Genomic DNA, 20,950 nt, shown 5'->3' with positions numbered 1-20,950 from the left:
CGCCTGCGGATCGCCGCGCGAGGGTGTGCGCATGACGTCGCGCCCGCGCCGCCGCGCGTTGATCGCGGCCGGCCTCGGCATGCTGGGCGCGCTCGGCGCGCCGTCGCTCGTGCGCGCGAAGCCGCGCACGGTGCGGATTTCGAAAGGCTATGGCGTGCTGTATCTGCCGCTGCTCGTGATGGAGAAGCAGCGGCTGTTCGAGCGGCACGCGGCGCGGCACGGAATGCGCGACGTCGCGGTCGACTGGGTGCTGCTCGACGGCGGCAACTCGGTCAACGACGCGATGATGGCCGGCACGCTCGACTTCGCCGGTGCCGGCGCGCCGGGTTTCATCGAGCTGTGGGCGCGCGCCCGCGGGATTCCGAACGTCGAAGTGATCGGCATCAGCGGGCTGTCGACGACGTCCCTGTCGCTGAACGCAAACCGCCCGGGCCTCACGTCGCTGCGCGACTTCACGCGGTCCGACCGGATCGCGGTGCCGGGCATCCGCACGTCGCTGTCGGCGGTCGTGCTGCAGATGGTCGCGAGCCGCCAGCTCGGCGCCGCGCATTTCGCGCAGCTCGATTCGATCACGGTGAACCTGCCGCATCCGCAGGCGATGCAGGCGCTGATCCGCCGCGAGAACGGCGTGACCGCGCACTTCACGTCCCCGCCGTTCTCGACGCTCGAGCTGCGGCAGCCGGGCATTCATCGCGTCGTGAATTCGGTCGACGTCCTGGGCCCGATGACGCTCGACGTCGTGTTCGCGCCGAAGCGGCTCGTCGACGCGGAACCGGCGCTCGCCACGGCGTTTCTCGGCGCGCTCGACGAAGCGAACCGGCTGATCGCACGGGACCCGCGTGCGGCGGCGGCGCTCTATGCGGCGGCGTCGGGCGTCGGCGTGTCGCACGACGACGTGATGCAGATGCTCGCCGCGCCGGAGACGCGCTTCTCGGTCCGCCCGAATCAGCTGATGGACTACGTCGACTTCCTCTACCTCGCCGGCACGATCAAGGCGAAGCCGCGCGCGTGGCACGAGATGTTCGCGCCGATGCTCGACGACTACCGGTCCGGCTGAGCGAAGCCGGCCATTCCCGTCATGCCGCGATCGCGCGCCCGTCGCGCGCGGCGCACCGCATTTCAACGATACGCAACCGTTTCACGGAGGTACCTGCAGTGAATTCCATCGCCTATCCGGACGCCGCGTCCGCCGACGAACAGCGCATCATGTCGAAGATGGCGCGGCGCCTGCTGCCCATACTCGTCGTGATGTTCCTGATCGCGTTCATCGACCGGCAGAACGTCGGTTTCGCGAAACTGCAGATGGTGCACAGCCTCGGGCTGACGGAGGCCGCGTTCGGGCTCGCGTCGTCGCTGTTCTTCATCGGCTATCTGCTGTTCGAAGTGCCGAGCACGCTCGCGCTGCATCGCTACGGCGCGCGCGTATGGCTCGCGCGCATCATGCTGACGTGGGGGCTCATCACGGTGCTGATGGGCTTCACGACCTCGATGCCCGCGTTCTGCGCGCTGCGCTTTCTGCTCGGCATCGCCGAGGCCGGGTTCTATCCGGGCGTCATCTACTATCTGACGCTGTGGTTTCCGCAGAGCTATCGCGCGAAGGTGCTCGGCATCTTCACGCTCGGCAGCGCGCTCGCGAACATGCTCGGGTCGCTGGTCGGCGGCGTGCTGCTGAGCCTGAACGGCGTGTGGGGCCTCGCCGGCTGGCAATGGGTGTTCGTCGCGACCGGTATTCCGGCCGTGCTCGTCGCGATCGTCGTGTTCCGCGTGCTGCCGGCGTCGTTCCGCGAGGCGCGTTTCCTCGACGAACGCGAAAAGCAGATCGTCGCGGCCGCGCTCGAGCGCGAAAAACCCGCGCAGGCCGAGCATGCGCAGCCGTGGAAGGCGCTGCTCGATCCGCGCGTGATGCTGTTCGCGGCGACCTACATGCTGATGTCGACGTCGCTCTACGGCGTCACGTACTGGCTGCCGACGCTCGTGAAGTCGTTCGGCGTGTCGAGCAGCACGAACGGCTTGCTGAGCATGCTGCCGTGGGCGCTCGCGGTGCTGCTGCTGTTGTGGCTGCCGGCGAAGCTGCGCCGCGCGAAGAGCATTCTGCGCACGATCTCGATCGTCGCGGCGCTCGGCGCGCTCGGCTTCCTGCTGAGTCTCGTGCTGCCGTCGACGCCGCTGCGCTTCGTCGCGCTCGTGCTCGGCGGCGCCTGCATTCCGCTGCTGTATCCGTGCTTCTGGTCGATGCCGCCGCGCTACTTCACCGGCGCGCGCGCAGCGGCGAGCGTCGCGGCGATCAATTCGATCGGCAACCTCGGCGGTTTCTTCAGCCAGAACCTGATGCCGTTCGCCGGCAAGGTGACGGGCACCGCATTCGGCCCGATGATCGTGCCGATCGTGTGCCTCGCCGTGCTCGGCATCGGCGCGCTCGTCGCGTGGACGCGTAGCGAGCGCGCGATGGTCGCGGCCGGCGCATGAGTGCATCGCCGCACCGCTGGGCGCGATGCCTGAGCCGGTGTGCGCCGGCGCGCAAGCGGTGCGCGCAACGATCGACGCGCGTGACGGCGATGCGCTGACGAACGGCGCCGCGCGCGATGCGCGGGCTTGCCGCGCTGCGCTGCGCTGCACTGCGCTGCGCTGCGACACGCCGCGCGGCCGTGCCGCAGGCATTCCCCGCACATGCGCGATTGCTGCGATGCAGCGGCTTGTGCGCCGCCCTACGCATCGCGCCTGGCGCCTCGCGAACGCCCCCGGTTCGGGACTACACTGGTGCAGGATACGGCCGCGCCACCAGGAGAGTTCGCGATGATCGATCTTGCCGACGTACTGTCGTCCGCGCTGCCTGACGCAATCGCATGGGCCGAAGCGCAGGCCGCGCGCGGCCTCGTGGACGGCGCGCCGCTGACGCGGCCGCAGCTCGACGATGCGCGCGCGGTCGGCGTCGCGCGGCCCGAACGGATCCGCATCGCGACGGTCGAGCGCATGCCGTTTCCCGACACGCCGGCGCTCGCGGCGCTCGCACGCGACACGGGGTTGCTGCCGCCCGGCACGATCGGCCTGACGCTCGGCCACGCGGTGTTCGTGCTGCGCGGGCACGGCACGCGGCGGCTGCTCACGCACGAGTTCCGGCACGTCCATCAGTACGAGTCGGCCGGATCGATCGGTGCGTTTCTCGCGCGCTATCTGCACGAGATCGCGACGGTCGGCTACGGCGACGCGCCGCTCGAGGCCGATGCGCGCCGGCATGAGCGCGACTGACGCGCGCGGCCCGACCGGCGGCGCGCGGGCGCGGATCCGGTTCTCCTTTCCCTTTGCCCGGCGCTGCGCGTGCGAACGGCGCCACGCCGCGTCGCGGTGCGGGAGCGCGCGATGAGCGCCGCCATTCACGCCTGGCTTGCCGAGATCGGCGCGCATCCGGCGCTCGCGCTCGCGATCGTGTTCGCGACCGCATGCGCGGAGGCGATCGCGCTGATCGGCACGGTCGTGCCGGCCGGCGCCGTGATGTTTGCGGCCGGCGCGCTCGCGGGCGCGGGCGCGCTCGATCCGTGGACGACGATCGGTGTCGCGGCCGTCGGCGCGATCGTCGGCGACGGGATCAGCTACGAACTCGGGCGGCACTACCGCGGAATGATCCGCAACGGCTGGGCGCGCTTCGGGTATGCGGCCGTCTACGCGCGCGGCGAGCAGTTCGTGCTGCGTCACGGGACGAAAAGCATCGTGCTCGCGCGTTTTCTCGCGCCGGTGCGCGCGGTCGTGCCGGTCGTGGTCGGCTGCGCGACGCTGCCGCGCCGGTCGTTCTATCCGGTCAACATCGTGTCGGCGCTGATATGGGCGCCCGTGCATATCGCGCCGGGGATGCTGTTTGGTGCGTCGGCCGCGCTTGCCGCCGCGCTCAGCGTGCGCATCGCGGCGATCCTGCTCGTCGTCGCCGCGCTCGTGCTCGGCGTCTGGTACGGCGTGCGCCTGCTGCTGCGGCGCGGCTGGCCGCTGCTGCACGCGGCGTTCGCCGCTGCGCTGCATGCGTGCGTGCGTCACTGGCCGCGGTTCGGCGCGCGGTTGCATGACAGCCTCGTGCATCTGCGCCGGCTGCCGGGCGCCGTGCCGGTGCTTGCGCTGCTGTTCGCCGCGAGCGTATGGCTGTTCGGCCGGATCGTGCAGGACGTCGTCGCGAACGCGCCGCTGATGCATGCCGACGTCGCGCTGTATGCGTTCCTGCAGAACCTGCGCACGCCGCCGGTCGACGCCGCGATGCGCGCGCTCGTCGTGCTGCACGGCCGCGACGCGGGACTCATCGTGTCGGCCGCGTTTCTCGCGTGGCTCGCGATTCACCGCTGCTGGGCGAGCGCGGCATGGTGGCTCGCGACGGTCGGTATCGCGGTCGTGCTCGTGCCCGCGTTCGGCGTCGTGCCGCCGGGGGCGACGCCGGCGGCGCTGCCGCCTGGTGCGGCGCACATGCCGCTGCCCGATGCCGACGCGGCGTTCGCGATCCTCGCGAGCAGCGGGATCGGCTGGCTGCTCGCGCGCGACCGGCCCGCGCGCTGGCGCACGCCGGTCGTGACGGCGGTCGTGCTGTGGATCGTGCTCGGCGGCTTCGCGCGGCTCTACGTCGGCGATACGTGGCTGTCGGGGCTGGTCGGCGGCTGGAGCCTCGGGCTTGCGTGGTTCGCGCTGCTGGCCGGCGCGCATGCGTACTGGCGCGTGCGCGAGCACGTGCAGCCGGTCGGCGCGACCGTCGCGCTCGCGGTCGTGCTCGCGACGGTCGGCGTGTGGCTGGTTCCGGCGCAATGGGACGCCGATCGCGCTGCGCGTCCGCATGTGGGCGACGTCGTCGCGATGACGGTCGACCAGTGGATGCGCGGCGGCTGGCAGCGCGTGCCGACGCGCCGCACCGAGATCGGGGGCGATCGCGAGGAATACTTGCCGCTGCAGTGGTGCGCGACGTCCGACACGCTGGACCGCCATCTCGCGCAGGCCGGCTGGCAGCGCGCGACGCCGTGGACGCTGCAGACGGCGCTGCGCTGGCTCATGCCGCAGGGGCCGGCCGAGTCGCTGCCGGTGCTGCCACGCTACACGCACGGCGAGAGCACGCGGCGCGTGTTCGTGCGCGCGGATCCGGCGCACGCGGATAGCCGTCTCGTGCTGCGGCTGTGGCGCTATCCGTACGCGCTGTCGGATGCGCGCGGCACGCGCGCGCTGTGGTACGGCGCGCTCTATCGCGAGGCGCTGCATCGGCCCGCCCGGCTGATGACGGTCGTACGCTCGACGCCGATCGACGATGCGCGGACGCTCGCGCAAACGCTCGCGATCGATCCGACGATCGTGCATGCGCCGCGCGGGCTGGCTGCCGCGCCGGGCGGTGTGCTGCTCGTGTGGTCGGCCGTGCCTTGAACGTACCTGATGGTCCGGCGGATGACGGGGCACTCAGGTTGATGTGCGCACGGTGTCGATGGGATGCATTGTGCGGCGCGCGCGCCGTGCAAATAAAAACGAGCGGCGGCTTTTCGATGCACGATGATGCTGCCGCAAGCGGCAAGCGGCAAGCGGCAAGCGGCAAGCGGCAAGCGGCAAGCGGCAAGCGGCAAGCGGCAAGCGGCAAGCGGCAAGCGGCAAGCGGCAAGCGGCAAGCGGCAAGCGGCAAGCGGCAAGCGGCAAGCGGCAAGCGGCAAGCGGCAAGCGGCAAGCGGCAAGCGGCAAGCGGCAAGCGGCAAGCGGCAAGCGGCAAGCGGCAAGCGGCAAGCGGCAAGCGGCAAGCGGCAAGCGGCAAGCGGCAAGCGGCAAGCGGCAAGCGGCAAGCGGCAAGCGGCAAGCCGCAAGCCGCAAGCAGGCAAGCGGCAAGCAGGCAAGCAGGCAAGCAGGCAAGCAGGCAAGCAAGCGCCCAAGGGCGTCGCCATCCGTCGCCTGCAGTCCCGAACACGGTGCACCGGCACGCGCGTGCCGCGCGCGTTTCTGGCACCATCCGGTGATGTCGGCGGCGGCGCGTAACGCGGCGTCGCCCGTTCGCCGTCCGATCCCTTCTCTCGAGGACCCGCATGATCACGCTTCGCCCGATGACCGAAGACGACTTCGCGCGCTTCTGGCCGACCTACCGCGCGGTGGTCGCCGCCCAGGAAACGTACGCGCTCGATCCCGCGCCGACGTTCGACGCCGCGCGCGCGCTCTGGCTCGACGCGCCGCTTTGCACGTGGGTCGCCGAAGAGGACGGCGTGCTGCTCGGTTCGTATTACCTGAAGGCGAACGCGGCGGGGCCCGGCAATCACGTGTGCAACTGCGGATATATGGTCGGCGAGGCCGCGCGCGGACGTGGCGTCGCGCGCCTGATGTGCGAGCACTCGCAGCAGGTCGCACGCGAGCGCGGCTTTCTCGCGATGCAGTTCAATTCGGTCGTCGCGACGAACGAAGTCGCGGTTGCGCTGTGGCAGAAGCTCGGCTTCGAAATCGTCGGGCGGCTGCCGCGCGCGTACCGCCATGCGCGGTTCGGCTTCGTCGACTGCCTCGTGATGTTCAAGTGGCTCGGCGGCGACGCGCAGGCATGAAGCCGCCGCGCCGTTCGACCACGCACGGCGACGCGCCCACGCACGCCGCTGCGCCGGCGCCCGATGCATCGGCACACGCGGCGGACCGCAGCCGCATCGCCGCGTGGCGGCTCGCGATCGGCCTGTCGCTCGGCAGCGCGATCGCGCTCGGTCTCGCGCGCTTCTCGTATGCGCTGCTGCTGCCGCCGATGAAGGCCGATCTCGGCTGGAGCTTCGCGCAGGCCGGCGCGCTGAACACCGCGAACGCGGCCGGCTATCTGTGCGGCGCGCTCGCGTTTCCGTGGCTGTCGCGCCGCTGGCGCGCCGGCACGCTGCTCGCGGCGGGGTGCGTGCTGACCGCCTGCCTGATGGCCGCGTGCGGCGTCACGGTCGGCATGCAGGCATTGCTCGTGCAGCGGCTCGCGACGGGCATCGGCAGTGCGTTGATCTTCGTCAGCGGCGGCGTGCTGGCCGCGCGTCTCGCGTCGGCGTCGCAGCGCGATGCGGGGCTGCTGCTCGGCCTCTATTACGGCGGAACGGGCTGGGGCATCGTCGCGTCGTCGCTGCTCGTGCCGGCGACGCTCGTGCATCGCGCGCACGGCTGGCAGCCGGCGTGGTTCGCGCTGGCGCTCGCCTGCGTGCTGTGCGCAGCGATCGCGGCGTCGGCCGCGCGCCGCATCGAGCACAACCATCGTCCGCCGCCCGCACGCGTCGACGATGCAGCGACTGCCCAAGCGAGCCCTGTGCGCTTCGCGTTTGCGCTCGGCGGCTACGGGCTGTTCGGCGTCGGCTACATCGGCTACATGACGTTCATCGTCGCGCTGCTGCGCGATGCGGGGATGAGCGGCACGGTCGTGTCCGCGTTCTACGTGATGCTCGGCGTCGCGACGATCGTCTCGGCGCGGCTGTGGTCGGGGCTGCTCGACCGCATGCGGGGCGGGCAGGCGCTCGCGGTGCTCAACGCACTGCTCGGCATCGCGACGCTGATGCCGGCGCTGATCGTGCATCCGGCCGCGGCGTTCGTGTCGGGCGTACTGTTCGGCGCGACGTTCCTGTCGGCGGTGGCGTCGACGACCGCCTTCGTGCGGCACAACCTGCCGCCCGACGGCTGGCCGAAAGGCATCAGCGCATTTACGACGATCTTCGCGTTCGGGCAGATCGCGGGTCCGGTCGCGATCGGCTGGGTGTCGGACAGCGCGGGGCTCGCGCGCGGGCTCGTGTATTCGGCGCTGACGCTGTTCGCCGGCGCGGCGCTGGCGGCGGGGCAGCGCGCGCTGCGGCGCGCCGCGTAACAAGCGCCCTCAGCGCACGCAGGCGCCGCGCGACACGCGGTGAAACGCGCGGCCGAAGTAGATGAGGCTGTCGCCGTCGTCGCGCACGCGGATCGACGTCGCCTCGATGAACATCACCGAATGCGAGCCGACCGTCTGCATCCCGGCGATCGTCCCTTGCAGGCTCGCCAGCGCGTCGCGCAGCACCGGCACGTCGTGCGCGCCGCGGTCCCAGACGGGCAGCGCGAAGCGCCGCTCCATCGGCAGCTCGGTGAGGCCCGCGAAATGCCGGGCGAGCATTTCGTGTTCGGCCGGCAGCACGTTGATGCATACATGGCGATTGCGTTCGAAGATCGCGTGCATCGCGCTCGCACGGTTCAGGCAGACGAGCACGGTCGGCGGCGTATCCGTGACCGAACAGACGGCGCTCGCGGTGATGCCGCAGCGGCCGTGCGGGCCGGCGGTCGTGATCACGTTGACGGCCGCGCCGAGATGGGCCATCGCGTGCCGGAACGCCTTCTGCGCGTCGGAAGGCTCGGCGTGCACCGCGGGGGCGGAACCGATGGTCGGGGACGTGGCGGACATGAGTGCTCCTGATCGAATGAAGTCGGCGATTCGCCGGACAGGATCGAGCGTACGTCGAGAAAAAGCGGACGGACATTCGCACGATTGACGCACGACATGGCGTTCCCGCCAACCGCGCTAAAGGTTCTACCTAGTCGCGCCGCGCAGCGTTCGAAAAAAGGTGCGACACGGCACGCACGCGCTGCACGCAGGGGTTTTCAGCGTATTTTCGGCTCGCTATGATGTGCCGCACGTGTGCTGCGCCCGACGTGCGCACGTGCGCCATCGCCGATGTACGGCGCGCAATCATCCCCCAATCATGCGAGACACCCCGATGACGTCACCCGCTCCGATCGTATATATCGTCGACGACGACGGCGGCATGCGGACCTCGCTCGCATGGCTGCTCGAATCGGTCGGCATCGCGTCGGAAGGATTCGCGAACGCGGCGGATTTTCTCGCGCGCTTCGATCCGAACCTGCCCGCGTGCCTCGTGCTCGACGTGCGGATGCCGGAAAAGAGCGGGTTCGACGTGCAGGCCGAGCTGAACGCACGCGGTGCGACGCTGCCGGTGATCTTCGTCAGCGGGCACGGCGACATTCCGATGTCGGTGCGCGCGCTGCAGAACGGCGCGATCGATTTCGTCGAGAAGCCGTACAACTCGCAGCAGATGCTCGAACGCGTGCAGCGCGCCCTGCGCCTCGCGCAGCAGCGGCATGCGGCCGACCAGCGCCACCGCGAACTGCGCGAGCGGCTCGCGGCGCTGACCGCGCGCGAGAAGGAAGTGCTGCGGGGCGTCGTCGACGGCAAGGGCAGCAAGCAGATCGCGTCGGATCTGTCGATCAGCGTGAAGACCGTCGACGTGCATCGCGCGAGCATCAAGGAGAAGCTCGGCGCGACCTCGATCGCCGCACTCGTGCGCGACGTGATGGTCGTCTGGGGCGACGAACGCGAGCGGCCGCGATAGCGGCCGACGAAACGGCTGCGGCCCGCGGCGCGGGACGCGCACCTCGTGCGCTCAGCGCATGTACAGGCCGCCGTTGATGTCCCAGCACGCGCCGTTCGCGAAATACGCGTCGCCCGACGCGAGCAGCACGGCCGCGTCGGCGACGAAGCCGGCCGAGCCGAGCCGGCCGCCCGGCAGGCTCGCGAGCACCTGACGCAGTTTTTCGGGCGCGACGCTTTCATGGACGATCGGCAGGTCGAGCGGGCCGGGCGAGATCGCATTCACGGTCACGCCGTGCGCGCCGAGGTCGCGCGCGAACACCTTGGTCAGCGTCAGCGTGCCGCCTTTCGCGGCCGCGTAGTGCGCGCCCGTCGCGGAGCCGCCGTTCTGGCCGGCGAGCGACGCGATGTTGACGATGCGGCCGGCACCGCGCGTCGCGAAATACTGACCGAATACCTGACACCCGAACAGCACGCTGCGCAGGTTCACGTCGATCACCTGATCGAACTGTTCGGCGGTGATCTCCATCGCGGGCACGACCTTCGATGCGCCCGCATTGTTGACGAGCACGTCGACCGCGCCCCAGCGCGCGACGAGCGCATCGCGCGCCGCTTCGAAGTCGCGTTTCGACGTGACGTCGAGCGGTATCGCGATCGCGCGCGTGCCTTCCGGATCGAGGTCGCGTGCGTGTGCGCGGATCGCGTCGGCCGCGATGTCGGCCAGCGCGACGCGATAGCCGGCGGCATGAAAGCGTTCGGCAATGACGGCGCCAAGCCCGCGGGCGGCGCCGGTGACGAGTACGACTCGGTCTGACATGGTGCGTGATTCCGTGGTTCGCATGCGCGTGCGCGCACGCATCGTGGTTCAGGCGGCGAGCGCCGCGGCGACATGCGCGGCGAGCGCGCACACCTGTTCGTCCGCGCCCTTGCGTCCGACGATCTGCAAGCCGGCCTTGAGCGGCGAGCCGTCGAGCGGCAGCGGCACGCTGAGCGCCGGATGGCCGCTCAGGTTGAACGGCCGGATCAGCGACGACATCGCGATCACCGACACGCCGTTGCGCGCCTCATCGAGCGTGATCGGCAGCGCGGGCAGCGTCGGCAGCACGAGTGCGTCGGCGTGTGCGAGCGCCGCGTCGATCTGCGCGGTGAAACGCACGCGCACGGCCTCGGCCGCGTCGAGCGCGGCGGCGGTCGTCGTCGCCGCCGCGCGCAGCCGCGCATCGAGATCCGCGCCGAGCCGGCCGGTCGCGACCAGATGGCCGAACGCGCGCGACGTTTCGGCGTTGATGACGACGAGCCCCGCGTCGAATGCCGCGCGCAGATCGTCGAGCACGAGCGTGTGCGTGCGCAGGCCGGCCGCATCGAGCGCCGTACGCAACGCGCGGGCGATGGCCGGCTCCGCGTCGACGACGACCTGCGCGACCGTGCATCCGGCGGCCGACGCCGCCGCGCGCACGCGGTCGAAGCCCGGCGCGATAGCGGCCATCGCGGCGCTCAGTGTATCCATGTCGCGCGCGAACGGCCCGACGCAGTCGAGCGTCGTCTCGGCAGGCGCGACGCCGCGCCGCGACACGCGGCCGAACGTCGGTTTCAGCCCGAACACGCCGCAACATGCGGCCGGCCCGCGAATCGAGCCGCCGGTGTCGGTGCCGAGCGCCGCATCGACGGCGCCGAGCCCGACGAGCGACGCGGAGCCGCTCGACGAACCGCCGGGAATGCGCGACGCATCCTGCGGATTGATCGGCGTGCCGGTGTAGTCGTTGATGCCCGTCATGCCGAACGCGAGCTCGTGCATGTTGGCCTTGCCGGCGATCTGCCAGCCGGCGTCGAGCAGCAGACGCACGACGTCCGCGTGCTGTGCGGCGGGCGGTGCGTCGGCGAGCGCGCGGCTCGCCGCGCGGGTCGGATAGCCCGCGATGTCGATCGTGTCCTTGATGGCGATCGTCGGCCCCGGGCCGCCGAGCGTGAAGGTGTCGATGAAGCCTGTCATATGCGATGTCGCGCGAGCGCGGTGGAGAAGTTCAGGGCCGTTGCGCGGCAGCGAGCGGCCACGGGCCGTCGAGCACGCGCTCGGTGCGGAAATGCCGGATCAGCCATGCGCGGCCGTCCTGCGCCGGTGCGAAATCGACGGTCAGCCGCGCGCCGATCAGCTCCGCGGCGCCGTCTGCGTAGCGCGACGCCTGCAGCATGATCCAGCGGCCGCGCGCAGCGGTGGCGTCGGCCGCGACGTCGATCGTCTCCGAGGTCAGAAAGTGCAGGTTCGCGCCGAAGTGAGGATCGGGCGGCAGATAGCGGCGCAGCATCGCCACGATCTCGGCCGGCCCTTCCAGGCGGCCGAACTTCTGCGCGTACTGCGGGCCGATGCCTTCCCATACGGCGTCCGGCGTAAACAGCGCGTCGAGCGCCGGACCGTCGCGGGCCGCTTCCGGTACGTCGCACAGTGCCATGTAGCGCGCGATTGTCGCGCGCACCGCGCGCTCTGCTTCGAGCGCGGCCACGCGGCGCGCGAGCGCGTCGAGCGTATGTGCCGCAGCGCGTTCGATCGTTTCGCTCATCGTCGCGCTCCTGACGATGCCGGCCGTGCGGCAGGTGGCACGGTCAGCGCGCGACCGACGCGCGCCTCGATCTTCCCGTAGCGCCACAGGTTGTATTCGCCGACGGGCGTCGTCCGATACAGGTTGCAGACGGCGACCGCCGTATCGAAATCGGCGACGTCGGCCATGATGTAGAACGTCCACGGCGCACCGTCCGCGTGGCCGACGACGAGCCGGTCGTCATCCATGACGCCGAGCACGCGCACGCCGGGCATCGCTTCGACGGCCGCCAGCATCGCGCCGTAGGCCTGCCACACTTCGCCGATTTGTTCGCGCGGCAGGTCGAAGAAGTTTTGCGATACGCCGCAGCAGAACAGCACGCGCAGCGGCAGCGGATTCGAATCGGACATGTGAAGGCCTCCAGAAAAGTCGGTCGGGCGCCGCGACGCGGCGCGCATTACAGATAGCCGGGAAACGGTGCGACGCCGGTGAACACGGCGCCCGCGCCGTCGAAGTTGCCTTCGGCGAGAAACGCGTGCTGCGTGACGACCATCGCGTCGCGCAGCAGCCGCTGCAGCGGATGCGTGCGGTAGATCGCCGGCGTGCCGCCGAGCCGGTACGCGCGTTCGACGACGCTCGCGCCTTCGCGCGCGATATGCGTGGCCGCGAGGCGCAGCAGGCTGACCTGATCGGGCGTCACCGCGTTGCCGGCGAGAATCGACTGCCATACCGTGTCGGTCGCGTCGTAGAAGAACGCGCGCGCCGAACGCAGCTGCGCCTCGGCCTTCGCGAGCTCGATGCGGAAGTACGCGCGGTCGGCGAGGCGCGGCGCGCCCGTCGTCGTCTGCCGGCCGCCCGACATGCGGTTCACGACGTCGAGCGCTGCGCGCGCGAGGCCGAGGTTCACGACGGCCAGCACCTGCGCCGCATAGGCGATCGTCGGATACCGGTACAGCGGCTCGTCGACGGTCGGCTCGCCGCCGCGCACGAACGTCCACGCTTCGGCGACGAAGCGGTCGTTCACGCGCAAATCGTGGCTGCCGGTGCCCTGCATGCCGACCACGTTCCAGTTCTCGACGATCTCGACGTCTGCCGCGCGAAACACGGCCGTGCGCGGCTTGTTCGGCGCCGCGTCCTGTGCGCCGGGCACCGCGATGCCGACGCCGAGCCAGTCGGCGCCCTTGCAGCCGCTCGCGAATTTCCACGTGCCGTTGACGCGCCAGCCGCCCGTTGCGGGCTGTGCGGGCTGCACCGGAAACAGGCCGCCGGCGAACACCTGATCGGGGCCGCTCGCGTACAGCTCGGCCTGCGTGTCGAGCGGCAAGGCGGCGAGATAGACGTTCGCGGAACCGAAGCTCGCGACCCACGCGGCCGAGCCGTCGGCCGTCGCGATCCGCTCGATCGTCTCGAGAAAGGCGCCGGGTGCGAGCGCATCGCCGCCGAAGCGGCGCGGCGTGCCCGCGCGATAGATGCCGGCCTGCTTGAACAGCGCGATCACGTCGCGCGGCACGTGCGACAGCCGGTCGAATTCGTCGCGTCGCGCGGCGACGGTCTCGATCACGGCGTCGAGTGCCGAGAGCCGCGCGTCCGGCACGCAGGCGGGCGGCGCCGGGCGAGGGGCAGTGTCGATGGCAGCGGCGGCGTGTTGCATGATCGTCTCCTGGGCGGATAGCGGTTCGAAAAGGGCAGGCCTCAGTCTAGGAACGCCGAAAACGCGCAGCAATTGGTGCGCTAGGCCGCGCGACTGGTGACGTTCCGTGCCGTCCTAAAGAAATCTTCAGATGCGATCGACGCGGGCCGGTGCTATGTTGGGCGTCCGCCCGTGCGATGCCGCGCGGCTCGTTCCGGACCCGACCATGCGCTTTCCCGACGAAGACGATTTCCACCGGCTGCTCGACGCGTTGACGACCTGCGTGCTGCTGCACGACGCACAGACGAAGGCGATCGTCTGGGCCAACCGTGCGGCCTGCATCGCGCTCGGCTTTTCCGTCGAGGAGCTGCTGCCGCTGAAGGCGCCGGACATGACGCGGCCGGAGCCGAAATACCGTCGCGAGATCGGCGTGGGCGCGATGGACCGCGCGATCGTCGAAGGCCCGCAGGTGTACGAGTGGTGCTACCGGTCGCGTACGGGCGTCGACATGCTGTCCGAGGCGATCGCGACCTACGTGCCGCTGCGCGGGCGCGACGTCGTGATGGTGCAGTTTCGCGACATCAGCGCCGAAGAGGCGATCCGTCAGCAACTGCGCCGCTACGAGGCGCGGCTGCGCGAGTTCATGCAGGATCTCGACGAAGGGATCGCGGTCGTGACGCCGCATGGCGGCGTGCAGTTCATCAGCGAGTCGGGGCGCCGCGTGCTCGGCCTCGCGGCCGACGAGGCGGTCGGCGACGTGCTCGACTACTGCAGCGCGGACGATCGCGCGCGGCTCGTCGCGCAGTTGCGCGATGCGCCGTCGACGTGTCCTTCGGAACCGCAGCGCTACCGGTTCGTGCGGCGCGACGGCTCGACCTGCTGGCTGCGCGTCGCGTGCCGGCAGGTCGAGATCGAAGACGATCTCGACGGGCTGCTCGTGCATTTTCGCGACGTGAGCGACGAAGTCGCGATCGAGGAGGCGCGGCGCGCGGAAGCGCGGATGCTCGAGTACGCGGGCCGCTACAACGCGATGGGCGAGATGGCGACCGTGATCGCGCACGAGCTGAGCCAGCCGCTCGCGGCCGTGCGCAACTTCATCGAGGGTGCGGTGCAGCGGCTCGGCGCGCGCGGCAACGTCGACGACGCGATCTGGGGGCTGCGCAGCGCCGACCGGCAGGCCGAGCATGCGGCGCTGATCATCAAGAGCGTGCGCGAATTCATCGTGAAGCGCGAACCGGTCGTCGTGCTTGCCGATCTGCGCGACATCCTCGCCGACGTCGCCTACTTCATCGAGCTGCGCGCGCGCGAAGCGGGCGTGACGGTGTCGATCGTGCAGGCGGACGTGCCGCTGCCGGTCCGCTGCGAACGCGTGCTGATCGGACAGGTGATCCTGAATCTCGCATTCAACGCGATCGAGGCCTTCGCCGGCTGCGAGCGCGCGATACCCATGCTGACGCTCGGCACCGCGCAGGTCGGCGCGCTCGCGGAGCTGCGCGCGGTCGATAACGGGCCCGGTGTGGCCGACGATGCTCACGATCGGCTGTTCGACGGTTTTTCGTCGTCGAAGGCCGGCGGCAACGGCATCGGACTGTCGCTGTGCAAGAGCATCGTGACGCGTCACGGTGGCCGCATCGCCGCGCGTCGCGCCGAGGGAGGCGGACTCGACTGCCGCGTGACGCTGCCGCTCGCCGACGCGCGCGCGTAGCGCAGGGCACGTGTTGCAGGCGGCCGGCGGCATGCGTGGCACGATCAGCGCCCCAACGCGCGTGCGGTCTGGCCGCCGATCCCGAAGTCGGTGTTCGGGATGTCCTTGATGATCACGCGCGTCGCCTGCAGCGGTGCGTCGAGCACGTTTGCGCCGGCATCGGAGAGCGCCGCGATCAGCGCGCGCTTTTGCGTGTCGGTGCGGCCGGCGATCAGGATCGCGACGATCACCGGTAGCGCGGGCGGCGCGCCGTCGGCCGCGCTGCGGCCGCCGAGGCCGATGTGCGTCGCGGGCAGTTCGGTCAGCAGCACGCGTACCGATTCGGCCGGTGCGCCGATCGCGTCGACGGTCGCGTGCGTGAGGCGCGCAATCAGTTCGGCCTTGCGTGCATCGTCGTGGCCGGCCGGCAGAAAGACTTCGAGTGTGGGCATGGTGGTTCGCGGAATCGAGGCGGGTAATTGAGGCGTGTAAGCGGATGCGCGCATTCGCGCACGGCCGGTGCACGGCGCGACTGCAGCCGCGCACCGGCATCCGCGTTACAGCAGGAAGCCGATCGCGCTCAGCGCTCCCGTCGAATCGATCAGCCGCACGACCTTTTCGGCGATCCGCAATTCGCCTTCCGCATCGACGTGCAGGCGGTGCGTGACGTCGGCCGCGAACAACGTCGTCGTGCCGCGCTTGTACGCGACGACGACCTGCGCGGACTTCAGCTCCACGGTATCGGCGCTGCTGCTTTCGAGCGTGAAGCGCGACACGGTGCGCACGGTGCGCGCCGCATCGGACGCGGACGCCGAGTAGCCCGACAGCATGCGCTGCACGCGCTTCTCGCGCATGTCGCGATCGTCGAACACGTAGTTCAGCGTCGCGGCGAAGTCGGTCGTCTGCGGATCGATCGGCACCACGTAGTGGCCGGCCGGATCCCACAGGTCGAGCCATGCGCGATAGTCGCGGCGGTCGAGCATCTCCGCTTCGCGCCATACGAACTCGACCGCGCGCGTGAAGGTCTGCTGCGAAAAAAGTGCGTTGCGGTCGTCCATCATGCTTGCTCCATCATCGTGCGCCATTGCCGATACGCTTCGCGCATGCCCGTTTCGTCGGTCGCGTGCGCGGTCTTTTCCCCGTTTGCGGCGGTGGTCTCGCGGTTCAGCCCGCGGTTCACGAGGATCGGCACGTCGGGGCCCGCGTACGCGCCGCGCTGCACGCGCTCCCACGCTTCCGCGTCGTCCGGGCTGCCGAAGCCGAACGGACCCTGAAAGTGCTCGTGGATCCGCAGCCGCTCGCGGTTCGCTTCTTCGGGGCCGCCGTCCATCGCGAGCGCGACGTGACGGATCTCGGTCTCGGTCGCAGAGATCGGCCGCAGCACGCGGAAGAACGCCATCGACAGTGCGAGATTCGGAAACAGATTCAGGTTGAAGCCGACGCCCATCAGCGAACGTACGATGCGCCGCACTTCGTCCGGCGTGTGCCGCTCGGCGAGCTTCGCGGCGAGCGGCGCAAAGCGCTCGGGCAACGGTGCGCCGTCGTCGTCGTCGAGATCGACGAGCTCCGGCATCAGTACCGCGAGGCTGTGGCCGTTGCCGAGCGAACGGCAGAACGCGGCGTCGCTCGTCATGAAGCTCGTGATCGTGGCGGCCGTCTCGTCGTCGATCGACTTCATCCACGACTTGTGCACGACCGGGAAGTGATAGAGATCGGTCGTGTTCTCGAGCTGGATCTTCCAGTTGCCCTTGAAGCGGAACTTGTGTTCGCCGTTGGCCTTGATCGGATAGCCGGCGCCCTGCTTCATGAACAGGTCGATCCACGGCTTTGCGCCGCCGAGAAAGTCCTCGAGCGGCTCGATCCCGTCGTTGAAGCTCGCGAAGATCAGCCCCTGATACACGCCGACGCGCAGCTTCACGAGCGGCAGATCGCCCTTGTCGCACACGCCTTCGTAGCCGTCGCCGTACGGCAGCGCGCGCAGCGTGCCGTCGAGTGCGTACGACCAGCTGTGATACGGGCACGTGAAGCCTTTCGCGTTGCCCTTGTGCGCTTCGCAGACGGTCGCGCCGCGATGGCGGCAGCGGTTCTGCAGCACGTTCACTTCGCCGGTCTTGTCACGCACGACGATTACCGGCTGGCGGCCGATCGTCGTCGTGATGAAGTCGCCGGGGCGCGGCAATTCGCTATCGTGCGCGACCCAGATCCAGGTGCGGTAGAAGATGCGGTCGAGCTCGGCTTCGAACAGTGCCGGGTCGTGATAGAGCGCGGGTGCGATGCGGTCGGGTTGCGCGAGACCATGCAGCGCACGCGTGTCGATCGTCTGATACGGAATGTCGTTCATCGTCGTCGTGGGGAAAGAGTGCGAGGGACCGAGACGTCGGCATACGTGCCTCGGGCGGATCACGAAGCCAGTTTCGTCGCCGCCTGCGCATCGGTCAAATCGATCTAAAAACGGCAGTCGGATAAATCCCGTGGATAACGCGATGGCGGCGTTCGCCGCGCGGCGACCATGCACGCGATTCATGACGGGCATTTTTGGCGGTAATTTGACCGCGATCGGGGGCCGCTCTTATCGTGGGTCGCACGCAGCATCGACTCGATCGCATGGCTGCCGCCGACTGCCGGTTCAGCAGGATCCCTGACATTCTTTTCGGAAACCTCCGATGAACTCATCCGCACCCACCTCGACGGTCACGCTATCCGTCTCCCGCCAAGCCGGTTCGGTTCGCCGTGCGGTCACGACCGCGGTGGTCGGACAAGCGCTCGAATGGTATGACTTCTTTCTGTACGGCACGGCCGCCGCATTGCTGTTCGGCAAGCTGTTCTTTCCGGTCGGCACCGATCCGCTGACCGGCACGATCGCCGCGTTCGGCGGCTTCACGGTCGGCTTCGTCGCGCGACCGATCGGCGGCCTGCTGTGCGGCCACATCGGCGACCGGTACGGCCGCAAGACCGTGATGATGCTGACGATGCTGACGATGGGCGTCGCGACTGCCGGGATGGGGTTATTGCCGACCTATCGCGAGATCGGGATCGCCGCGCCGATCGCGCTCGTGCTGCTGCGCGTGCTGCAGGGGCTCGCCGCGGGCGGCGAATGGAGCGGCAGCATCCTGTTGATCCACGAGAACGCGCCCGCCGAGCGGCGCGGTGCGCTCGCCGCGTGGAGCCCGTGCGGCGCCGCGTTCGGCTTCGTGTTGTCGACCGCCGCGTTTCTGCTCGTGCAGCGCTTGCCCGTTGCCGACATCGAAAGCTGGGGCTGGCGCATCCCGTTTCTCGCGAGCATCGTGCTGGTCGGCTTCGGCCTGTGGATGCGCCGCTCGGTCGGCGAAAGTGCGGCGTTCGAGCACGTGCGTTCCGAGCAGCACGCGAGCGCGGCACCGCTCGTCGACGTGCTGCGCGAGTGCCCGCGCGCGGTCGCGACCGTGTTCGGCTTGCGCTTCGGCGAAGGCGCGGTGTCGTACCTGCTCTTCTCGTTTTCGCTCGCCTACGGCAAGTTCATCGGTCTCGACGCGTCGTGGCTGCTGAGCGGGCTCGTGATCTCGATGCTGCTGATGATTCCGGTGACGCTCGCGGCCGGGCGGCTCACCGACCGGATCGGCCGCAAGCCGGTGTACCTGTTCGGCGCAATCGCCGTCGTGCTGATCGCTTACCCGTATTTCGTGCTGCTGCAGTCGGGCCGGTTCGAGTATGTGCTCGTCGCGCTGATCCTCGCGAACAGCGTCGCGATCGGGATTCTCGAAGGCGCGCAGCCCGCGTTCATCAGCGAGCTGCTGCCGGTGCGGCTGCGGTTCTCGGGGCTCGGCATCGGACGCGAGATCGCGTCGGTGCTCGGCGGCGGCCTGTCGCCGATGATCGCGACCGCACTGCTTGCGCACTACCGCAGCGCGGCGCCGATCGTCATCTATCTGATCGTGCTCGGCGCGATCACCATCGTCGCGACCTGTATCGCGCCGGAAACCTATCCGAAGGCGGCGCGCGACGCGCACCGCGTGCGCTGAACGCCGCTTGCCTCTTCGCTTTCCCTTCGTCAATTCAGGATCAGGACATCGCCATGCAAACTTCCACCGTCGTTCGCCCATTCGAGCCGGCCGCGCCTTCCGGGCTGGCGCCGCAAACCGACGACACGTCGCCGCTGCCGCTCGATGCGGTGATTGCCGAAGTCGAGCGGCGGCGCGACGAGTTCGACCGGCTGTCGCATGTGCCGCGCGACGTGATTGCGCTGATGAAGCGCGCGGGCATCTTCCGCGCCGGCACGCCGAAGCAGTTCGGCGGCGATGCGCTGCCCCCGCATGAGTTCGTCGCGATGCTCGAGCGGATCGCCGTCGCGGACGGCTCGGCCGCGTGGGTCGCCGCGTTCGGCTCCGCGAACACGTATCTCGCGGCGCTGCCGCTCGACACGCAGCGTACGATCTATGCGAGCGGGCCGGACCAGGTGTTCGCGGGCGGCCTCTATCCGCTGCAGCCCGCGCAACGCGTGCCGGGCGGCTATCGTGTGTCGGGGCGCTGGCGTTTCGCGAGCGGCTGCAAAGGGGCCGACTGGATCGGCGTCGGCATCGGCGGTGCCGCGGGCGAAGGCGGCGGCGCGCCGGGCAAGCCGTTCACCGCGGTGTTTCCGGCCGCCGAAGTCGAGATCGTCGAGAACTGGCGCGTGGTCGGCATGCAGGGCACCGGCAGCCACGACCTCGCGCTCGACGACACGTTCGTCGCCGATGCATGGACCTTCGTGCGCGGCGGCGAGCCGACCGTTGACGAACCGTTGTACCGCTATCCGGCCGTCGCGTATCAGGCGCAGGTTCATGCGGCCGTCAACGTCGGCCTCGCGCGCGCGGCGCTCGATCTGCTGACCGCGATGTCCGGCGCGACGAAGACCACGACGGGCGCGCCGCGCCTCGGCGACCGGCCGTACTACCGCGCAGGCCTCGCGAAGGCCGAGGCCGACTGGCGCAGTGCGCGCGCCTTTTTCTACGAGACTGCGGAACAGGTGTGGGCGTCGCTCGTCGCGGGTCGGCCCGTTTCGCCGTCGCAGGCGAATCTGCTGCGCCTGAGCGCGACGCATGCGGCACAGGTCTGCGCGAAGGTCGTGATGCAGGCCTATCAGCTCGCGGGAACGGCGGCGATCTACCGCGAAAACCGCCTGCAGCAGCTGGTGCGCGATTCGATCGTCGTCACGCAGCACGCGTTTCTCGGCGAAGCGACCTACGACGGCTCGGGCGCGCTGTTCGCCGGCGTCGATCCCGTCACGCCGTATCCGTGAACGCCGCCGCTATGCGTTTTGACGAACAGGAGCCATCGATGAGTCATTCGACCCCCCTCGACGACGTCCGGCGAAACTTTCGCGAGGCGATGTCGCGCCTGCCGGCCGGCGTGAACGTCATCACGACCGACGGCGCGCGCGGCCGCTGGGGCATCACCGCGAGCGCGGTCTGCTCGGTGACCGATGCGCCGCCGACGATGCTCGTCTGCATCAACCGCGGCAGCCGCGCGCACGACATCATGCGCGGCAACGGGCGCGTCGCGATCAATCTGCTGCCGTCCGGGTGCGAGTCGATCGCGCAGGCGTTTGCCGGCATGACGCAAACGCCCGGCGACGCGCGCTTCGACGATACGCGCTGGGTCGACGGCGCGACCGGCGTGCCCGTGCTCGCCGACGCGAACGTCAGCCTGGAAGGGCACATCATCGACAGCAAGGCGGTCGGCTCGCATTCGGTGATGTTCGTCGAGATCGACCATATCGCGCTGCGCTCGCCCGGCGACGGACTGATCTATTTCGGCCGCGCGTTTCATCGGCTCGCGCATCCGCTTGCCGTGCACGCGGGGTGACG

General features: G+C 69.9%; 21 protein-coding genes. 12 read left to right on the top strand and 9 right to left on the bottom strand.

The window, feature by feature from the left end:
* Positions 1 to 31 precede the first annotated feature (31 nt).
* From BCR55_RS20065 to BCR55_RS20035, 7 genes are all read left to right on the top strand, one after another.
* Positions 32 to 1,057 carry an ABC transporter substrate-binding protein gene (locus BCR55_RS20065; RefSeq protein WP_065495624.1) on the top strand — a complete coding sequence of 342 codons (1,026 nt, stop codon included), beginning with the start codon at positions 32 to 34 and terminating at the stop codon, positions 1,055 to 1,057.
* A gap of 149 nt (positions 1,058 to 1,206) precedes the next feature.
* Positions 1,207 to 2,466 carry an MFS transporter gene (locus BCR55_RS20060; RefSeq protein WP_105774493.1) on the top strand — a complete coding sequence of 420 codons (1,260 nt, stop codon included), beginning with the start codon at positions 1,207 to 1,209 and terminating at the stop codon, positions 2,464 to 2,466.
* Between the two features lie 327 nt (positions 2,467 to 2,793).
* Positions 2,794 to 3,246, top strand: a complete 453-nt coding sequence (locus BCR55_RS20055; RefSeq protein ID WP_006404366.1) for a hypothetical protein — start codon at positions 2,794 to 2,796, stop codon at positions 3,244 to 3,246.
* Between the two features lie 111 nt (positions 3,247 to 3,357).
* Positions 3,358 to 5,376 (top strand): LssY C-terminal domain-containing protein, encoded by a 2,019-nt coding sequence (locus BCR55_RS20050; RefSeq protein ID WP_065495621.1) that lies wholly within the window; start codon positions 3,358 to 3,360, stop codon positions 5,374 to 5,376.
* A 123-nt stretch (positions 5,377 to 5,499) separates the two neighbouring features.
* On the top strand, positions 5,500 to 5,970 hold the full coding sequence (locus BCR55_RS20045; RefSeq protein ID WP_065495619.1) for a hypothetical protein: 471 nt from the start codon (positions 5,500 to 5,502) through the stop codon (positions 5,968 to 5,970).
* A 47-nt stretch (positions 5,971 to 6,017) separates the two neighbouring features.
* Positions 6,018 to 6,521: a GNAT family N-acetyltransferase gene (locus tag BCR55_RS20040; RefSeq protein WP_006404363.1), complete on the top strand. Its 504-nt coding sequence runs from the start codon at positions 6,018 to 6,020 to the stop codon at positions 6,519 to 6,521.
* On the top strand, positions 6,518 to 7,792 hold the full coding sequence (locus tag BCR55_RS20035; protein WP_053297937.1) for a YbfB/YjiJ family MFS transporter: 1,275 nt from the start codon (positions 6,518 to 6,520) through the stop codon (positions 7,790 to 7,792). The genes BCR55_RS20040 and BCR55_RS20035 overlap by 4 nt, the downstream gene beginning before the upstream one ends.
* A gap of 9 nt (positions 7,793 to 7,801) precedes the next feature.
* On the opposite strand, the gene hpaC is transcribed toward BCR55_RS20035, so the two are convergent.
* Complete coding sequence (gene hpaC, locus BCR55_RS20030) at positions 7,802 to 8,356, bottom strand: 4-hydroxyphenylacetate 3-monooxygenase, reductase component (RefSeq protein WP_006410567.1); 555 nt, start codon at positions 8,354 to 8,356, stop codon at positions 7,802 to 7,804.
* Positions 8,357 to 8,669: 313 nt separating this feature from the next.
* Here hpaC and BCR55_RS20025 point away from each other — a divergent pair, with 313 nt between their 5' ends.
* Positions 8,670 to 9,302 (top strand): response regulator transcription factor, encoded by a 633-nt coding sequence (locus BCR55_RS20025; protein WP_006410569.1) that lies wholly within the window; start codon positions 8,670 to 8,672, stop codon positions 9,300 to 9,302.
* 51 nt (positions 9,303 to 9,353) lie between these two features.
* Here BCR55_RS20025 and BCR55_RS20020 read toward each other — a convergent pair whose 3' ends face one another.
* The 5 genes from BCR55_RS20020 to BCR55_RS20000 are packed head-to-tail and all read right to left on the bottom strand — an operon-like array spanning position 9,354 to position 13,465.
* Positions 9,354 to 10,097: an SDR family NAD(P)-dependent oxidoreductase gene (locus BCR55_RS20020; protein ID WP_039223065.1), complete on the bottom strand. Its 744-nt coding sequence runs from the start codon at positions 10,095 to 10,097 to the stop codon at positions 9,354 to 9,356.
* Positions 10,098 to 10,145: 48 nt separating this feature from the next.
* Positions 10,146 to 11,270: an amidase gene (locus BCR55_RS20015; RefSeq protein WP_053297936.1), complete on the bottom strand. Its 1,125-nt coding sequence runs from the start codon at positions 11,268 to 11,270 to the stop codon at positions 10,146 to 10,148.
* Between the two features lie 31 nt (positions 11,271 to 11,301).
* A complete protein-coding gene (locus BCR55_RS20010; protein WP_053297935.1) occupies positions 11,302 to 11,835 on the bottom strand; it encodes a nuclear transport factor 2 family protein in 534 nt (177 codons plus the stop codon).
* Positions 11,832 to 12,224, bottom strand: a complete 393-nt coding sequence (locus tag BCR55_RS20005) for a hypothetical protein (RefSeq protein WP_006404355.1) — start codon at positions 12,222 to 12,224, stop codon at positions 11,832 to 11,834. Before BCR55_RS20005 ends, BCR55_RS20010 begins: the two co-directional genes overlap by 4 nt.
* 47 nt (positions 12,225 to 12,271) lie before the next feature.
* Positions 12,272 to 13,465, bottom strand: coding sequence for an acyl-CoA dehydrogenase family protein (locus BCR55_RS20000; protein ID WP_006404354.1), 1,194 nt, complete (start codon positions 13,463 to 13,465; stop codon positions 12,272 to 12,274).
* A gap of 130 nt (positions 13,466 to 13,595) precedes the next feature.
* Here BCR55_RS20000 and BCR55_RS19995 point away from each other — a divergent pair, with 130 nt between their 5' ends.
* The gene (locus tag BCR55_RS19995) at positions 13,596 to 15,149 is read left to right on the top strand and encodes a sensor histidine kinase (RefSeq protein ID WP_053297934.1); all 1,554 of its coding nucleotides are present in this window, start codon (positions 13,596 to 13,598) and stop codon (positions 15,147 to 15,149) included.
* A gap of 44 nt (positions 15,150 to 15,193) precedes the next feature.
* Here BCR55_RS19995 and BCR55_RS19990 read toward each other — a convergent pair whose 3' ends face one another.
* The 3 genes from BCR55_RS19990 to BCR55_RS19980 form a co-directional block, all read right to left on the bottom strand.
* Positions 15,194 to 15,580, bottom strand: coding sequence for a tautomerase family protein (locus BCR55_RS19990; protein ID WP_006404352.1), 387 nt, complete (start codon positions 15,578 to 15,580; stop codon positions 15,194 to 15,196).
* Positions 15,581 to 15,685: 105 nt separating this feature from the next.
* Entirely contained in the window at positions 15,686 to 16,189 is a 504-nt protein-coding gene (locus tag BCR55_RS19985) for an aromatic-ring-hydroxylating dioxygenase subunit beta (protein WP_053297933.1), read from the bottom strand.
* Complete coding sequence (locus BCR55_RS19980; protein ID WP_006404350.1) at positions 16,186 to 17,469, bottom strand: Rieske 2Fe-2S domain-containing protein; 1,284 nt, start codon at positions 17,467 to 17,469, stop codon at positions 16,186 to 16,188. Before BCR55_RS19980 ends, BCR55_RS19985 begins: the two co-directional genes overlap by 4 nt.
* A 322-nt stretch (positions 17,470 to 17,791) precedes the next feature.
* Between BCR55_RS19980 and BCR55_RS19975 the strand changes: the two genes are divergently transcribed.
* From BCR55_RS19975 to BCR55_RS19965, 3 genes are read left to right on the top strand one after another with little or no spacing between them, the layout of a single operon-like run.
* The gene (locus BCR55_RS19975) at positions 17,792 to 19,126 is read left to right on the top strand and encodes an MFS transporter (protein ID WP_053297932.1); all 1,335 of its coding nucleotides are present in this window, start codon (positions 17,792 to 17,794) and stop codon (positions 19,124 to 19,126) included.
* A gap of 53 nt (positions 19,127 to 19,179) precedes the next feature.
* Positions 19,180 to 20,382, top strand: a complete 1,203-nt coding sequence (locus BCR55_RS19970) for an acyl-CoA dehydrogenase family protein (protein ID WP_081068951.1) — start codon at positions 19,180 to 19,182, stop codon at positions 20,380 to 20,382.
* Between the two features lie 38 nt (positions 20,383 to 20,420).
* The gene (locus BCR55_RS19965; protein WP_065495616.1) at positions 20,421 to 20,948 is read left to right on the top strand and encodes a flavin reductase; all 528 of its coding nucleotides are present in this window, start codon (positions 20,421 to 20,423) and stop codon (positions 20,946 to 20,948) included.
* Positions 20,949 to 20,950: the final 2 nt, after the last annotated feature.

Source organism: Burkholderia sp. CCA53 (genome assembly GCF_001685525.1).
In the GTDB taxonomy this organism is placed as follows: domain Bacteria; phylum Pseudomonadota; class Gammaproteobacteria; order Burkholderiales; family Burkholderiaceae; genus Burkholderia; species Burkholderia multivorans.
Note: the sequence above shows the minus strand (reverse complement) of the source record. Positions and strands in the feature narration are given on the sequence as shown.

Coding starts and splice junctions, on each gene's coding strand:
- BCR55_RS20025 (WP_006410569.1), top strand. CDS start 8,670: ATGACGTCACCCGCTCCGATCGTATATATCGTCGACGACGACGGCGGC.
- BCR55_RS20015 (WP_053297936.1), bottom strand. CDS start 11,270: ATGACAGGCTTCATCGACACCTTCACGCTCGGCGGCCCGGGGCCGACG.
- BCR55_RS19980 (WP_006404350.1), bottom strand. CDS start 17,469: ATGAACGACATTCCGTATCAGACGATCGACACGCGTGCGCTGCATGGT.
- BCR55_RS19970 (WP_081068951.1), top strand. CDS start 19,180: ATGCAAACTTCCACCGTCGTTCGCCCATTCGAGCCGGCCGCGCCTTCC.
- BCR55_RS20055 (WP_006404366.1), top strand. CDS start 2,794: ATGATCGATCTTGCCGACGTACTGTCGTCCGCGCTGCCTGACGCAATC.
- BCR55_RS19965 (WP_065495616.1), top strand. CDS start 20,421: ATGAGTCATTCGACCCCCCTCGACGACGTCCGGCGAAACTTTCGCGAG.
- BCR55_RS20050 (WP_065495621.1), top strand. CDS start 3,358: ATGAGCGCCGCCATTCACGCCTGGCTTGCCGAGATCGGCGCGCATCCG.
- hpaC (WP_006410567.1), bottom strand. CDS start 8,356: ATGTCCGCCACGTCCCCGACCATCGGTTCCGCCCCCGCGGTGCACGCC.
- BCR55_RS19990 (WP_006404352.1), bottom strand. CDS start 15,580: ATGCCCACACTCGAAGTCTTTCTGCCGGCCGGCCACGACGATGCACGC.
- BCR55_RS19985 (WP_053297933.1), bottom strand. CDS start 16,189: ATGATGGACGACCGCAACGCACTTTTTTCGCAGCAGACCTTCACGCGC.
- BCR55_RS20045 (WP_065495619.1), top strand. CDS start 5,500: ATGATGCTGCCGCAAGCGGCAAGCGGCAAGCGGCAAGCGGCAAGCGGC.
- BCR55_RS19975 (WP_053297932.1), top strand. CDS start 17,792: ATGAACTCATCCGCACCCACCTCGACGGTCACGCTATCCGTCTCCCGC.
- BCR55_RS20060 (WP_105774493.1), top strand. CDS start 1,207: ATGTCGAAGATGGCGCGGCGCCTGCTGCCCATACTCGTCGTGATGTTC.
- BCR55_RS19995 (WP_053297934.1), top strand. CDS start 13,596: ATGCGATCGACGCGGGCCGGTGCTATGTTGGGCGTCCGCCCGTGCGAT.
- BCR55_RS20020 (WP_039223065.1), bottom strand. CDS start 10,097: ATGTCAGACCGAGTCGTACTCGTCACCGGCGCCGCCCGCGGGCTTGGC.
- BCR55_RS20000 (WP_006404354.1), bottom strand. CDS start 13,465: ATGCAACACGCCGCCGCTGCCATCGACACTGCCCCTCGCCCGGCGCCG.
- BCR55_RS20005 (WP_006404355.1), bottom strand. CDS start 12,224: ATGTCCGATTCGAATCCGCTGCCGCTGCGCGTGCTGTTCTGCTGCGGC.
- BCR55_RS20040 (WP_006404363.1), top strand. CDS start 6,018: ATGATCACGCTTCGCCCGATGACCGAAGACGACTTCGCGCGCTTCTGG.
- BCR55_RS20035 (WP_053297937.1), top strand. CDS start 6,518: ATGAAGCCGCCGCGCCGTTCGACCACGCACGGCGACGCGCCCACGCAC.
- BCR55_RS20010 (WP_053297935.1), bottom strand. CDS start 11,835: ATGAGCGAAACGATCGAACGCGCTGCGGCACATACGCTCGACGCGCTC.
- BCR55_RS20065 (WP_065495624.1), top strand. CDS start 32: ATGACGTCGCGCCCGCGCCGCCGCGCGTTGATCGCGGCCGGCCTCGGC.